General features: G+C 72.9%; 11 protein-coding genes. 5 read left to right on the top strand and 6 right to left on the bottom strand.

Translation table 11 applies throughout. The features are described 5' to 3' along the window. The first annotated feature begins 70 nt into the window (after nt 1–70). The 3 genes from G3I41_RS18140 to G3I41_RS18130 are packed head-to-tail and all read left to right on the top strand — an operon-like array spanning nt 71 to nt 4385. Nucleotides 71–1336 (top strand): glycosyltransferase, encoded by a 1266-nt coding sequence (locus G3I41_RS18140; RefSeq protein ID WP_164401265.1) that lies wholly within the window; start codon nt 71–73, stop codon nt 1334–1336. After that, nucleotides 1333–3069: a lipopolysaccharide biosynthesis protein gene (locus G3I41_RS18135; protein ID WP_164401264.1), complete on the top strand. Its 1737-nt coding sequence runs from the start codon at nt 1333–1335 to the stop codon at nt 3067–3069. Before G3I41_RS18140 ends, G3I41_RS18135 begins: the two co-directional genes overlap by 4 nt. Then, entirely contained in the window at nt 3066–4385 is a 1320-nt protein-coding gene (locus G3I41_RS18130; RefSeq protein WP_239081690.1) for a hypothetical protein, read from the top strand. The genes G3I41_RS18135 and G3I41_RS18130 overlap by 4 nt, the downstream gene beginning before the upstream one ends. Here the strand turns inward: G3I41_RS18130 and G3I41_RS18125 are convergent. Then, nucleotides 4279–5751 (bottom strand): hypothetical protein, encoded by a 1473-nt coding sequence (locus G3I41_RS18125; protein ID WP_203601267.1) that lies wholly within the window; start codon nt 5749–5751, stop codon nt 4279–4281. The two genes, G3I41_RS18130 and G3I41_RS18125, sit on opposite strands and share 107 nt — an antisense overlap. A 114-nt stretch (nt 5752–5865) precedes the next feature. On the opposite strand from G3I41_RS18125, the gene G3I41_RS18120 reads away from it, so the two are divergent. After that, nucleotides 5866–7035, top strand: a complete 1170-nt coding sequence (locus G3I41_RS18120; RefSeq protein WP_164401263.1) for a glycosyltransferase — start codon at nt 5866–5868, stop codon at nt 7033–7035. Here the strand turns inward: G3I41_RS18120 and G3I41_RS18115 are convergent. From G3I41_RS18115 to gmd, 4 genes are all read right to left on the bottom strand, one after another. After that, the gene (locus G3I41_RS18115; RefSeq protein WP_164401262.1) at nt 7027–7854 is read right to left on the bottom strand and encodes a glycosyltransferase family 2 protein; all 828 of its coding nucleotides are present in this window, start codon (nt 7852–7854) and stop codon (nt 7027–7029) included. The genes G3I41_RS18120 and G3I41_RS18115 overlap by 9 nt on opposite strands. Beyond that, nucleotides 7851–8564, bottom strand: a complete 714-nt coding sequence (locus tag G3I41_RS18110; RefSeq protein WP_164401261.1) for a hypothetical protein — start codon at nt 8562–8564, stop codon at nt 7851–7853. The genes G3I41_RS18115 and G3I41_RS18110 overlap by 4 nt, the downstream gene beginning before the upstream one ends. Beyond that, nucleotides 8561–10810, bottom strand: coding sequence for a LamG-like jellyroll fold domain-containing protein (locus G3I41_RS18105; protein ID WP_164401260.1), 2250 nt, complete (start codon nt 10808–10810; stop codon nt 8561–8563). The genes G3I41_RS18110 and G3I41_RS18105 overlap by 4 nt, the downstream gene beginning before the upstream one ends. A gap of 129 nt (nt 10811–10939) precedes the next feature. After that, nucleotides 10940–11953 carry a GDP-mannose 4,6-dehydratase gene (gmd, locus tag G3I41_RS18100; RefSeq protein WP_164401259.1) on the bottom strand — a complete coding sequence of 338 codons (1014 nt, stop codon included), beginning with the start codon at nt 11951–11953 and terminating at the stop codon, nt 10940–10942. Nucleotides 11954–12065: 112 nt separating this feature from the next. On the opposite strand from gmd, the gene G3I41_RS18095 reads away from it, so the two are divergent. After that, the gene (locus G3I41_RS18095) at nt 12066–13043 is read left to right on the top strand and encodes a GDP-L-fucose synthase (RefSeq protein WP_164401258.1); all 978 of its coding nucleotides are present in this window, start codon (nt 12066–12068) and stop codon (nt 13041–13043) included. An 87-nt stretch (nt 13044–13130) separates the two neighbouring features. Here G3I41_RS18095 and G3I41_RS18090 read toward each other — a convergent pair. Then, nucleotides 13131–14182: sugar transferase (locus G3I41_RS18090; protein ID WP_164401257.1), on the bottom strand; the 1052-nt coding region annotated here is incomplete at its 5' end.

The following is a 14182-nucleotide window of genomic DNA, read 5'->3' as shown; positions in this document are numbered from 1 at the left end:
CGGATAAGCTCGCTTTTGGGGCTGTTCCTCGGTGGAACACAGACGGCTCCGGGGGGAAGGCGATCGCCCGATGGCAGACGAAGAGCAGCACCGCAGACCGTTCGAGCAGCGCCGCCTGCTGGTGGTCTCCACCAACTACGCGCCGGAGCTGACCGGCATCGGCCCGTACGCCGCCCAGCTCGCCGAGCACTGGGCCGCCTCCGGCGCCGACACCCATGTGCTCACGGGCATGCCGCACTACCCGGCCTGGCGGACCGACGCCGCGTACCGGGGCGTGTGGCGCACCGAGGAGCGGCGCGCGGGCGTCACCGTGCACCGCAGGCGGCACTACGTGCCGCCCCGCCAGAGCGCGTTGCGCCGGGCCGCCTTCGAGGGCAGCGTCCTGGCGCACGGCCTCCTCGCCCCGCCCGCCGTCCGGCCCGACGCGGTGGTCTCCCAGATGCCCAGCCTCGCCGGCGGGGTCATCGGCGCCCGCCTCGCGCGACGCCACCGGGTGCCGTACATACCCGTCGTCCAGGACCTGATGGGCGCCGCCGCGGCCCAGAGCGGCATCCGCGGCGGGGACAGGGCGGCGGCCCTGGCGTCGAAGGCCGAGCGGTTCGCGCTGCGCGCCGCGACCCTCGTCGGCGTCATCCACGAGAGCTTCGTGCCCCGCGTCACCGCCTACGGGGTGGACCCCGGGCGCATCCGCACCGTCCCCAACTGGAGCCATGTGCACACCCCTTCGGCCGACCGCGCCGCGACCAGAGCCCGGCTCGGCTGGCGCGAGGACACACCCGTCGTCCTGCACTCCGGCAACATGGGACTCAAACAGGGCTTGGAGGTCCTGGTCGACGCGGCCCGCCTCGCCCCCGGGATCCGGATCGTCCTGATGGGCGACGGCAATCAGCGCGAGGCCCTGCGCGCCCGGGCCACCGGGCTGCCCAACCTCGACTTCCTGCCTCCGGCCGGTGCGGACGAGTTCACCGACATCCTGGCCGCCGCCGACGTCCTGGCCGTCACCCAGCGCGCCTCGGTGCTCGACATGAGTGTGCCCTCCAAACTCACCTCGTACTTCGTGGCGGGGCGCCCCGTCGTCGCCTCCGTGGCCGAGGCGGGCGGCACCGCCGACGAGGTGCGGCGCTCCGGGGCCGGGCTCCTCGTCGCGCCCGAGGACCCGGCCGCCGTGCTCGGCGCCGTCCGCAAGCTCGTCGAGTCACCCGCCGAGGCCGACGCCCTCGGCGCCCACGGGCCGCGCTACGTGGCCCGCCACCTGGGCCGGGAAGCGGCGCTGGCCCGTTTCGACGCCCTGCTCACCGAGGCCCTGCGGGACGGCCGGGAAGGGCCACGCCGATGACCGAACCGATCCGCACCCTGGACGAGCAGGACGAACCCGCCCTGCTCCGGGACCAGTTCCGGCAGCTCCTGCGCTACCGCACCCTCCTCGTCACCGGTGTGCTCCTCGGCCTCCTCGGCAGCGGCTGGCTCGCCCTGAGCGGCGACGACACCTACGCGGCCACCGGCGAGGTGTCCGTACGCTCCGCCACCTCCGACCCCTTCGCCGCCGGCGCCTCCGCCGACAAGGGCATCAACATCGGCTCCGAACGCCAGACCGCCGTCAGTGACGCCGTGGGCACCATCGCGGCCGGCACCCTCGCCAAACAGGGCGACACCGTCGAGGTCGGCGAACTGCTCTCCGGACTCCAGGTCACCAACCCTCCCAACACCCTCGTCCTCAAGTTCGCCTACACCGGCCGCACCCCCGAGCGTGCCAGGGCCAGGGCCGAAGCCCTCGCCGAGGCATACCTGGAGATACGCCGGGAGCGCACCGAGGACAGCATCGACAACATGATCGACGGGTACCGTGCGCAGCTCAAACCCCTCACCGAACAGCGCGACCGGCTCGCCGAGCAGGAAACGGGCACCGGGGGCGACGACGTCACCAGCGCACGCGCCAACCTCATCGTCGCCATCTCCGGGCTCAACCAGAAGATCTCCGAACTCCGCGCCCTGGACACCACGCCCGGCTACCTCAACAAGAAGCCCGTCGCCCCGCAGCACCCCTCCGGGGCGGGCCTGCCGCTCCTCCTCGGACTCGGCGGCGTCGTCGGGCTCGCCCTCGGGCTGCTGATGTCATGGGTGCGCCTGGTCTTCGACCCGGCCGTCCGCTCCACCCGGGAACTCGTCCGCTCCCTGGGCGCCCCCCTGCTCGGCACCCTGCCCAGGGAACGCTCGACCGCCGGAACGCTCCTCGCGATCGGCCGCCCCGGCAGCAGGCTCGCCGAGGAGTACCGGGCGGTCGCCTTCCGGCTCGCCTACGACCCGTCCTTCGCGGAACGCCGCCGCCTCCTGGTCACCGCTCCCCGGGGCGACAACGACATGGCGCGGGCCGCCGCCGCCAACCTGGCCGCCGCCTTCGCCGAGATGGGCCGCGACGTCCTGCTGTTCGAGGCCGACCTGCGGACCCCGTCGCTGGCCGGCGACCTCGGCGCCGCCCACCCGGGCCGCAGCCCCCGCTGGGCGACCGGCAGCCAGGACCGCGGCTGGCCGTCCGACAGCCGGGCCAACGTCGACGTTCCGGGGTCGGGCGCCTTCACCCTGGTCGCCGGGCGCCGCACCGACAACGTGCCGCGCGCCCTGACCTCCGCCCCCGTCAGCCGCATCATCGCCGAGGGGGGCAGGCCCGGCGCGGTCGTCATCGTGCTCGCCCCGCCCGTCCTGTCGTACGCGGACGCGGTCGCGCTCGTCGACCGGGTCGAAGGCGTCGTCATCGTCTGCCAGCCGCGCGAGGTGCACCGCAGCGACCTCGAACGCATCCGGGAGATCATCGGCGCGGCGGGCGGCTCCGTCCTCGGCACCCTGCTCCACCCCGGCCACGGCCGGCTGGACCGGCGGGCCCGCGGGAAGTCCGGCGGTGGCCGCCCGACGGGACACCGCCCCTCGGGCCAGGGGCCCGCGGCCCCGGGCGGCCGGTACGGCGACCCCGACGTGGCCGGCCGCACCGGTGACCCCGCCGAGACGCTGGGGCTGCGCACCGTGGACGGCGGCCACGGACGCGACGGCCACAACAGCGCCGCCGGACACCGATGAGAGCCCGTACCGCGATCGTCTGCTCGGTCGCGGACCAGGGCGTGGCGGCCCTCACCAACATCCTCGTGCTGGTGGCGGCCGCCCGGCTCTCGACCGTGGCCGGCTTCGCCCGCTTCTCCGCCGTCTACCTCGTCTTCACCGTCCTGCTCGGCGTCTCCGGCGCCTTCACGGGGCAGCCGCTCGTGCTGCGCAGGGGCGGCGGCGAGGACACCCGGGGCGCCTGCCGGTCCGCCGTCCGCCTCACCCTGCTCGCCGCCTCCGCCCTCGGCGCTCTGCTCGCCGCCGTCTGCGTGGTGCTGCCCGGCTCCACGGCGCGGGCCCTGATGACGCTGGGCCTGGTGCTGCCGGTGGTGCTGGGGCAGGACATCGCCCGTTACGCCTTCGCCACGCTGCACGCCCAGCACCTGGCCCTGGCCGCCGACACCCTCCGGCTGGTCTGCGTCATCGGCGCCCTGGCCGTACAGCCGCACGGGGCGCCGGCCGCCCGGCTGGTCGCCGTCTGGGGCCTCTCCGCGCTCCCCGCGCTGCTGCTGTCGGCGCTCGCCCTGCACCGCAGGACCAGGGGGACCCCGGTGGCGCTGGGGCCGATGCTCGCGAAGGGGCACCTCGGCCGGCGGTTCGTGGTCGAGTTCGGTGTGGGCAACGCCACCTCCCAGCTCTCCGTGCTCGGCCTCGGGGCGGTCGGCAACCCCCTCGTCGTCGGCGCCCTGCGCGGCGCCACCACGCTCTTCGGCCCGCTCAACGTGCTGTTCACCTCCGCCACCGGTTTCGGCCCCCCGCTCCTCGGGAGGCTCGCGACCGACCGGCTCCGGGTACGCGCGACGGCCGCGCTGGCCGGCGTCCTGGCCCTGACGGCGGCCGCCTGGGCCACCGTCCTCGCCCTGCTGCCCGGCTTCGTGGGACGCCACCTGCTCGGCGCGACCTGGCCCACTGCGGCGGCGCTCCTCCCGGCCACCGGCAGCCAGTACGCGGCGATGGCCGCCGGCACCTGCGGGCTGCTGGCACTCCGGCTCCTCGACCCGCGCTCCACGCTCTCGATCCAGGTGGTGTTCTCGCTCGCCGCGGTCGCCTTCCTCGCCACCGGCTACGCGACCGGCGGAGTCACCGGAGCGGCCTGGGGCCTCTGCCTGGGCTCCGTCTGCAAGGCCGTCGCGACCTGGGCCCGGGTGGTCCGGCTGACCCGGTCCGGCGCGCGGGCACCGGAGCGGATCAGCGCGGACGCCGCCCGGACCGGAAACTCGTCACCAGCGCCAGACACAGGGCCGCGATCGCCAGCTTCCCCGCCGCCTGCAGCAACGGACCGCGCAGCAGGATGAAGGTGTACCCGGCGATCAGCGGTGCCGCGATCGCCAGCACGCTGCCGGAGCCCGGCCCGTCCCGCGAGACCGCCCGCGCGTAACGCCGGTCGGTGCGCGCGGCCCCGTACCCCGTCAGCGCCAGCCCGCCGACCAGGCCCACCACCCCGAAGTCGACCCACAGCTCCGCCCACAGCGGCGCGGAGAGGTTGGTCATGTTCATCCCCATCCACTGCCCGACGCGCACCCCGGTGTCCTCCGGCTTCCCGCTCCACGCCGCCCTCGGCACGAAGAAGAACGCGGACCCCGCCAGCTGCCGACCGTAGGTGTGCCCACGGGTGCCGACCCAGGTGACCGTGTTGGCGAACATCACCGTCTGGTCGTAGTCCTTCGTGGCCAGCGGCTCGAACACCGACGAGGACTGGACCGGCCGGTACCCCTCGTCGTCGTACCGGAACCGGTCCGCGTACGGGAACAGCACCAGCGCCCCGACCACCCCCAGCGCCAGCACCGAGCGGTACATCGCCGCACTGCGCGGGAACGCCGTGAACAGCAGCGAGACCAGCACCGTCAGGAACCAGTAACGCGCGTTAGACACAGGGTTGTTGACGATCAGGTTGACGACGGCCAGCGCGCACCACACCAGCACGGTGGAAGGCGAGCGCCTGGCCCGGCGCGAGGTCACCAGCCTGCGCGTGTAGAACAGCAGTGCCAGCAGCGCGGGAACGGTGCCGAAGCCCTTCAGGAACGCCGAGCCCACATTGGACTCGCCGGACGCCACCCCGCTCTCGGCGACCGAGGCGCTGATCTCCTGTCTGCTGGAGAAGAAGACCGCGGGCCCGCCCAGCTTCAGCACGTAGTACCCGCTCGCCGCGAACGCCACCAGCACCAGCAGCCGCAGCCGCACCGGGTGCGCGGTGGCGCCGCGCCCGTCCCCGCGTGCCGTGCGGCGGCGGCGCAGCGGGCGCCGTGAGGCCAGCAGTGCCCCCAGGTCGAAGGCCGCGCACCCCACGAGCACCAGCGCGACGGCGGTCACCAGGTCGCCGCGCGGCCCGACCGCGGGTGTCGGCGTCTGACCGATGACCACCTGCGCGAACGGCGCCACCCCCATCGCGATGTACACGAACATCCAGAAGACGCCCTGGAGGAGCCGCCGCCGCGTGGACAGGACCATCGTCGCGAGCCGTGCCCCCGAGTAACAGGTCAGGACGAGCTGCAACCAGTACGCGGTGTCCCGCACCCCGGTCCCGGGCTGGGCGGCGATCAGCGCGGGCAGGAAGCACACCAGGCCGAGGACGATCGGCACGGCCAGCGCACGCGACAGCATCGCCCAGGACAGCGGGCGGGCAGTCGCGGAAGGCGCCGCACCCTCGTGCACGGATGCCATCAACTCCCCGTTCCTGAAGCGCGGTTGTGTAGTCACACATTAACGAATCACCACACGTGAGGAGATGTGGCGACTAGTCTGGGCAGGGCCGGAACGAGGGCAAGGGGGACCCTGGTGAAGATCCTGCACATCGTCACGCTGCACACCCCGGACCACGCCTTCGGCGGTCCGACCCGGGTGGCCCTGAATCTCTCCAAGGTCCAGCGTGCCGGGGGCGACGACGCCAGGATCATGGCGCTCGGCGACGGCTTCGACGGGCCCCTGCCGCGCGAGGTGGAGGGCGTCCCCGTCCACCTCTTCCAGGCCCGCCACCTGCTGCCGGTGTTCGAGGTCAGCGGGATCACTTCCGCGGCCCTGCTGAGGACCGCGCACCGCATGATGCGCGGCGCCGACCTCGTCCACGTCCACCTGATGCGCGACCTGGTCACCCTGCCCGCCGCCCTGCTCGCGCTGGCCTCCGGCACACCCCTGGTCGTGCAGACCCACGGCATGGTCGACCCGACCGAGAAGCGCGTCGCGCAGCTGACCGACCTCCTGGGCGTACGCAAGGTGCTGCGCGGCGCCGACGCGGTGCTCCACCTCACCGAGGCCGAGCGCCTCGACGTCAACGCCGTCGCCGCCCCCGTGCCGCTCACCCGGACCGTGCGCCTGGTCAACGGGGTGCGCCCGCAGCCCTTCAAACCGTCCCGCGCGCCCGGCCGCCCTCCGACCGTGCTCTTCCTCGCCCGCATCCAGGAACGCAAGCGCCCCGAGGACTTCGTCGCCGCGATGCCCGCCGTCCTGGCCGAACACCCCGACGCCCGCTTCGTCCTCGCCGGTCCGGACACCGGCGCCCTCCCGGGCACCCTCGCACTGGCGCGCCGCCTCGGTGTGACGGGCTCGCTGGACCACGTGGGGCCGCTCGGCCACGAGGAGGTGCTGGCGGCGGGCCGCGAGGCCGATGTGTACGTCCTGCCGTCCATCGAGGAGCCCCTGGGCGTCTCGGTCCTGGAAGCGATGTCCGTCGGCACGCCCGCCGTCATCACCCGTACCTGCGGTCTCGGGCCCGATGTGGCGCACGCCGGCGCCGGGCGGGTCATCGACAGCCGTGTCGGGGAGGACGCCGCCAACGCGGACAAGGTCGCGCGGGCGGTCCTGGAACTGCTGGAGCCGGACGCCAACGCCGAAGCGGGCAAGGCGGCGTGGGAACTGGTCAACGAGCACTTCACCATCGAGGTCGTCACCCGCACCCTCCGGCGGACCTACGAGGACGTGGTCCGCCGGAGGGCGACGGCGTCAAGGTGACGGCCTCTCGCGCGACTTGAGAGCGATCTGCCACCGGTAGAAGCTCATCGCCAGGGCGAAGTCGAAGCCGGCGCGCCCGTCGAGGAAGCCCCGCCGGTAGACGTACATGTAGGCGAAGGACATGAGCGGCTTGAACGGCGCCTTGTGGAACAGCTGCCCCTGCCGTGACTTGGCACGGCGGACCTGCTCCTTGACCTCCGGATGGTGGTTGAGCCACGCCTCCCAGTCCGAGTAGCGGTTGTGCCGCTCGAACCAGGCGGTCACCGGGTCGAGGTCCTGGTGCTCGATCGGATGGCGCAGCGCCGCCGTGCTCTGTGCGACCGGCTGGTAGTGTCCCTCCACCTCCCCGATCCCCGGCGCGTCCAGGTCGCCCACCTCCGGGTAGTGGCAGCGGGTCCGGTCGGTCAGGGAGCGTTTGCGGATGGTGTAGCCGTGCCGCAGCCGCTTCCCCGAGAACCAGTAGCCGAGCGGGATGTCGTACGCGGCCGGCTTCGGCGCGTCCGGATCGGCGAAGATCCCCCGCAGCTCGGCCAGCAGCCCCGGGCTCAGCCGCTCGTCCCCGTCGAGCAGCAGGATCCAGTCCAGATCCGTGCGCACCTGGTCCAGGCACCACTGCTTCTTCCGCGGGTGCCCGCCGTCCCAGCTGTACAGGACGACCTCGGCACCGCACTCGGCGGCGATCTTCGCCGTGTCGTCGGAGCTGTGCGAGTCCACGACGACCACCGCCTCGAAGTGGTCGATGACCGACCGCACGGCCTCCGCGATGTTGAGCCCCTCGTTCTTCGTGGGGATCGCCACGGCTATCGGCAGCTTGTTCATCCGTTGTCCCCTTCGGGCAGCCAGGCGTAGCAGCCTGTGGAGGTGAAGGCGAGTGCCGCCCCCGGAATCGTGAGGGCGGCCCGCTTCCCGTCGTGCGAGGAGCCGGAGGCCAGGACCTTCCCGCCCGGGCCGGTCGCCTCCCAGGTGCAGTCCGCGGTGGGGGAGACGTTCCGGTAGCGGCCGGGCCGCAGCCCCGCGCCCCGGTGCACACCGTCGGCGTACCCGTGCGAGGCCAGTTCCACGAGGTCCTCGTGCCGGGGGCACAGATGGGCGACGGCGGGCTCCGCGCCGGTGATCTCGCCCGCCACGACGGCGCCCACCGCCAAGTCCCGGTCCACCTTGACCAGGTAGTCGAGCCGGTCGCAGGTCTCCTGCCCCGTCTGGAGCACCGCCGCCGGGTCCATGCCCACGGGCACCCGGTCGGTCAGGTATTCCTTCTGCTTCTTGGTGAACGTACCGGTGGCGGGCGTCAGCCGGTCGGCGGGGATCTTGGGCGGCTCGCTGCCGCGGGAGGGCCGGGGCCCGGCCGACGCCGCCCCCGAGGGGTCCGCCTCCGCCCCGGCCACGGGGCCGGAGGAGACGGCGGAGGGTGCGCCCGCCGCCTTGCCGCCGTCGCCGTTCCCGCCCCCGTCACCGGAGGACGAGCCGCAGGCGGCCAGTGCCGCCGTCGCGAGAACGACGGCGGCACCGGCCAGGAAGGCGTTCCTCATCCGCTGTTCCTCAGCGCGTAGTGGGCACTGACCTGGGCGGCGGTCAGCGCGGCCGGGTAGACGGCGGTCTCGTCGATCTGGCCGGCGAAGAAGTCGCTCGTCGGCCGGTTCGGCCAGGTCGCGAGGTTGTCCCCGCCCACCCGCCAGTAGCCGGTGTAGTCCGCGCTCCTGGTGTACCGCGAGTTCGACGCGCGCAGCTGCCCGTCCACGTACAGGGCCATGCCGCCCGAGCCCTGGGTGGCGACGACGTGGTGCCAGGCGCCGTCGTTGTACGCCCCGGTCGTGCTGACGGTCTGGCCGCCGTTGTTGGAGGTGCCGAACGTCAGACGCCCGTTGTTGAGCATGTACACGTGCTTGTCGTACTTGCCGCTCAGCTCCATGGTCTTGTTGCCGAAGCCGATGATCTTCCCTCCCCGGGTCGTCGTGGTCTTGATCCAGGTCTCCACGGAGAAGGCCGTGACCTGGGACCGGCCGCGGTTGCCGTACGCGTACTGGGTGGACCCGTTGAAGCCGATGGCGGTCGAGGGCCCGGCCACGGCCGCCGGGGTCTGCCGGTACGAGGGCGAGCCGCGCAGGAAGCCGTTGTCCAGCCCCGCCCCGGTGTCGGCGGCGAAGGTGGACGTGCCCTCGTCGTAGCGCCAGTACAGGTTCGCCCTGTCGGAGAGCACCTTCGCCGGGTAGCTCTCGGCCTTGGCGGCCACGGTCGCGCTCACCGCCGGCGACTTCGCGCTGGTGTTGGTGCCGTCGCTCGCGCTGATCCGGTACGTGTGCGTCTCACCGGGCGCCACGTCGGTGTCCGTCCACCGCAGCTGCGGACGGTCCCAGAAGACGGAGGAGCCCGTCGTCGTGTGGACCGGGGTGGACGCCCCGTCCTTGTAGATCCGGTACGTGAGCACCCCGTCGTCGGTGTCGAAACTGGTCTGCCAGTTCACGTCCACCTTGCCCGGGGCGACCGTGGAGACGCTCACGTTCGGCACCCACGGCGCCCCCGTGTCCGGGCCGTCGGCGAACCGGGTGAGCCCCTGCTGCGGCTTGCTGTTGACCGTGGTGAACTCTCCGCCCACCCACAGGTAGTGGTGCCCGCCCTTGTCGGTCTGCGCCATCACGCGCGGGCCGACCGGCTCGCCGATCCCGTCGTTGGTGTCCGGGAACCACGGCAGCAGCTTCGGGTCGTCCACCGACTGGGCCAGCAGATGCTTGCGCGGCTGGTCGGGGAACTCGCCCATGGACGCGCAGTCATGCGCGTGACTGCCGCTGTAGAGCACCCCCTTGTGCACCAGCAGGGCCTGGGTGGCCCCCAGGCAGGTGTCGCGCCAGACCTGGTTGAACGTGGTGAGGTCGAGGGCGATCCGGCCGTCGAACACCCCGCCCCCGGTGCCCTCGTTGGCGGTGTAGAACTGCTTGGAATCGCTGGTGAGGTCCTGCACCGTGGAGGCGTTCGGGATGAACCCCGGGTAGCTCTTGTCCAGTGCGCCGGTGGTGGCGTCCACCACCGCCAGCGCGTGCGAGGTGGTGCCGTTCAGGGTGAAGAAGTCCCCGCCGAGCACCACGTGCTGCCCGTCCGGTGTGACCTCCACCGCCCGGCCCACCTCGTCCGCGTCCGCCGTCCACGGTTTCAGCGCGGCACCGGTGGTGACGGCGGCGAAGAAGTCGCGGGACTGCCCCGCCACGCTCTTGAAGTCGCCCCCCAGGTACACCGTGTCGTCGGTGACCGCGAGCGCCCTCACGGTCGCGGAGACGGCGACCTTGAAGTCCTGGCGCGGGGTGCAGGTGGCGGTGTCGATGGCCGCGATGTTACTGACGCCCACCCCGTTCACCGCCCCGAACCGCCCGCCCGCGTAAAGGGTTTCACCGTCCGGCGACAGGGTCAGCGCCCGTACGGTCGCGGTCCCGGAGGAGAGCGTGAACGACAGGGAGCAGCCGGTGGGCGCCCCCGTCGCGGTGTCGAACGCGGCGAAGTTCACCGCGGGCTGCTCGGAGGTCCCGGCCGCTGCCCCTGGCGGCCGTACGGTGGAGAAGGTGCCGCCCGCGTAGACCACCCCGTCCTCGGACGCGGCCATCGACCAGACGATGCCGTTGGTCTGCCAGGTGGACAGGTCGTCCGCGGTGATCGAGATGGGCGCGGTGAGGGCGGCGGCCGGGGGACTGCCCGCGGCGGCGGCGCTCAGGGCGCCCGCGAGCAGGCCGAGCGCCGCGGCCGCGGCCCTCGTCCGGCCGCGTCGGCGCCCCGTGGTTCCGTTCATCATTCAGCTCCGAAGGTGAGAACGAGCTGCGGCCCGTTGGCCGCGGTCGAGTGGGCGGAGCCGGGGCCCCGCCCGAACCGGCGCGTGCGGTCCCACCGCGTCACCGGTGGGGTGGGGGCGCGCCGGAGCCTGTTACCGGTCCACGCGCACGGCGGCACCCGCGAGTTCGTCGGAGAGCCGGCGCACATCGGCGTCGACCATGATCCGGGCCAGCTCCCGGGACCGTACGGCCGGTTTCCAGCCGAGCAGCTGACCGGCCTTCGAGGCGTCGCCGATCAGCGCGTCGACCTCGCTGGGCCGCTCGTACTTCGCGTCGTAGCGGACGTACTCGCGCCAGTCGAGGCCGGCGTGCTCGAAGGCGTACTCCAGGAACTGCCGGACGCTGACCCCCTCACCGGTCGCCACCACGTAGTCGTCAGGGGTGTCGCACTGGAGCATGCGCCACATCGCGTCCACGTACTCGGGGGCGTAACCCCAGTCGCGTACCGCGTCCAGGTTGCCCAGGTGCAGCCGGCTCTGGAGGCCCGCCTTGATCCGGGCCACACCACGGGTGATCTTCCGGGTCACGAACGTCTCCCCGCGCCGGGGCGACTCGTGGTTGAACAGGATGCCGTTGACCGCGAACATCCCGTACGCCTCGCGGTAGTTGACCGTGGCCCAGTACGAGTAGACCTTGGCGACGCTGTACGGGCTGCGCGGGTGGAACGGCGTCAGCTCGTTCTGCGGAGGCGGGCTCGCGCCGAACATCTCCGAGGAGGAGGCCTGGTAGATCCGGGTGTCGATGCCGCTGGCCCGGACCGCCTCCAGGAGCCGGATCGTGCCCAGACCGGTCACATCCCCCGTGTACAGCGGCGCGTCGAAGGAGACCCGCACGTGCGACTGGGCGCCCAGGTTGTACACCTCGTCGGGCCGGATGTCGCGGAGCAGGTTCACCAGCGCGACCCCGTCGGCCAGATCCGCGTGGTGCAGCACGAAGGACCGGTGCTCCTGCTCCGGGCCCTGGTAGATGTGGTCGATCCGCTCCGTGTTGAAGCTGGAGGAGCGGCGGATCAGGCCGTGGACCGTGTACCCCTTCTGGAGCAGCAGTTCCGACAGGTACGAACCGTCCTGTCCGGTCACCCCGGTGATGAGCGCGGTCTTCGCCACGTGTCCCCCTTCTGCGGTCGCCTGTAAGGCAGTTGGTCATGGAATATCAAGGTCTGAGTGATCCGGGATAAAACATCACCGTTTCACCCAGCTGCTGGCACAATCCGACAACATGACGACTGATCTCCCCGGCCCTCCCCGGGAACGAGTCCCGTCCCTGCTACGCCCCGGTGCCCGCGTGTTCGTGGCCGGTCACCGGGGCCTGGTGGGATCGGCGGTGGTCCGCCGCCTCACCGCCGACGGCCATGAGGCGATCACCCGCGGCCGCGACTGCCTCGATCTCCGGGACGCCGGGCGGACCGCCGCCTTCCTGCGCGGCATACGCCCGGACGCCGTGGTGCTGGCCGCCGCCCGGGTCGGGGGGATCATGGCCAACAGCACGTATCCCGTGCAGTTCATCGAGGACAACCTGCGCATCCAGCTGAGCGTGATCGCGGGCGCGCACGCGGCCGGCACCGAGCGGCTGCTCTTCCTCGGCTCCTCCTGCATCTACCCGAAGCACGCCCCGCAGCCGATCCCCGAGAGCGCCCTGCTCACCGGGCCCCTGGAACCCACCAACGAGGCGTACGCGCTGGCGAAGATCGCCGGCATCGTGCAGACGCAGTCCTACCGCCGCCAGTACGGCGCCTCCTACATCAGCGCCATGCCGACCAATCTCTACGGGCCGGGCGACAGCTTCGACCTGGAGACCTCCCACGTCCTGCCCGCCCTGATCCGCCGCTTCCACGAGGCCCGCGAGTCCGGTGCGCCGGCCGTCACGCTCTGGGGGTCCGGAACCCCCCGGCGCGAGTTCCTGCACGTGGACGACCTCGCCGCCGCCTGTGTGCTCCTGCTGGAGCGCTACGACGACGACACGCCCGTCAACATCGGCTGCGGCGACGACCTCGCGATCCGCGAACTCGCCGCGATGGTCGGTGAGGTGACGGCCTATCAGGGAGACATCCGCTGGGACACCGGCAAGCCCGACGGCACCCCGCGCAAACTTCTCGACGTCACCTTGCTGTCCTCCCTCGGCTTCGCACCGCGCATCCCGCTGAAGGAGGGCATCGCGCAGACGTACTCCTGGTGGCTCCGGCAGCGGGCCGCGTAGCCGCCCCCGCCAGGCCGGGCGGCCCGCCCCCGTACCCGGCGGGCGGCCGGCCCGGCCCCTTCCCCTGGCTCTCATCCGCCCCCGTCCTCAGTACGCCCCGCGACCGTCGGTGACGGCGCGCAGCGTCCGGGCCATGAGCCCCATGTCCGTGGCCACCGACCAGTTGTCGACGTACCAGAGGTCGAGCGACACCGTCTCCTGCCACGAGAGGTCGGACCGGCCGCTGACCTGCCACAGACCCGTCAGCCCCGGTTTGACCGCGAGCCTCCGCAACTCCCGCTCGTCGTACCGGGACACCTCGTCCGGCAGCGGAGGGCGCGGGCCGACCAGGGACATGTCACCCTTGAGGACGTTGATGAGCTGGGGCAGTTCGTCCAGCGACGAGCGGCGCAGCAGGCGGCCGAGACGGGTCACCCGGGGGTCCCGGCGCATCTTGAACATCGGGCCCTCGATCTCGTTCGCCTCGGCGAGCCCCGCCTTGTGCCGCTCGGCGTCCACCACCATCGTGCGGAACTTCCACATGACGAACGGGTGGTTGTGCTGCCCCTGGCGCACCTGCCGGTGGAAGACCGGGCCCGCCGAGGTGAACCGGACCGCCACCGCGATCAGCAGCAGCAGCGGGGCCAGGGCGACCAGCCCGCAGGTGGCCCCCGCCCGGTCCACCGCCGCCTTCAGGGCCGGCTGGAGCCCCCGGCGCAGCGGCGGCACGATGTGCAGCAGGGTGAGCCCGGCCGCCGACGAGGGCCGGATCCGGTCCGCGGCGGTCTCCGAGAGGTGCGAGAGCACCGACACTTCGAGTCCGCCGTCGTGCAGCCCCCAGGTCAGCCGCCGCAACCGCTCCTCGGCCAGCTCCGGGCCCGGGACCACCAGTGCGAGGTCCGCCTCGTGCGCGAACGCCGCGCCGAGCACCGTCGAGGCGTCGTCCCCCTCGGGCACCGGAGCCAGCCGCCCCGGCACCGGGACCTCGCAGCTCAGCGCCGCCGTGCCCACCGGCAGCGCGGCCACCACGCGATAGCAGTGGTCCTCCCGCGAGGTGAGCAGCCGCACCGCCCGGTCCACCCCCGGGGCCTCGCCGACCACGAGCACCCGGCGCGCCGTCCGGCCGCCCCCGGACCGGGCCAGCCGCCGCGCCCCCGAGG

Origin of the sequence: Streptomyces sp. SID9727 (genome assembly GCF_010550605.1) — a bacterium.
Classification (GTDB): Bacteria; Actinomycetota; Actinomycetes; order Streptomycetales; family Streptomycetaceae; genus Streptomyces.
Note: the sequence above shows the minus strand (reverse complement) of the source record. Positions and strands in the feature narration are given on the sequence as shown.

Bases quoted from the DNA above. Each gene is read 5' to 3' on its own strand.
- G3I41_RS18140 (WP_164401265.1), top strand. From the start codon at position 71: ATGGCAGACGAAGAGCAGCACCGCAGACCGTTCGAGCAGCGCCGCCTG.
- G3I41_RS18135 (WP_164401264.1), top strand. From the start codon at position 1,333: ATGACCGAACCGATCCGCACCCTGGACGAGCAGGACGAACCCGCCCTG.
- G3I41_RS18130 (WP_239081690.1), top strand. From the start codon at position 3,066: ATGAGAGCCCGTACCGCGATCGTCTGCTCGGTCGCGGACCAGGGCGTG.
- G3I41_RS18125 (WP_203601267.1), bottom strand. From the start codon at position 5,751: ATGGCATCCGTGCACGAGGGTGCGGCGCCTTCCGCGACTGCCCGCCCG.
- G3I41_RS18115 (WP_164401262.1), bottom strand. From the start codon at position 7,854: ATGAACAAGCTGCCGATAGCCGTGGCGATCCCCACGAAGAACGAGGGG.
- G3I41_RS18110 (WP_164401261.1), bottom strand. From the start codon at position 8,564: ATGAGGAACGCCTTCCTGGCCGGTGCCGCCGTCGTTCTCGCGACGGCG.
- G3I41_RS18105 (WP_164401260.1), bottom strand. From the start codon at position 10,810: ATGATGAACGGAACCACGGGGCGCCGACGCGGCCGGACGAGGGCCGCG.
- G3I41_RS18095 (WP_164401258.1), top strand. From the start codon at position 12,066: ATGACGACTGATCTCCCCGGCCCTCCCCGGGAACGAGTCCCGTCCCTG.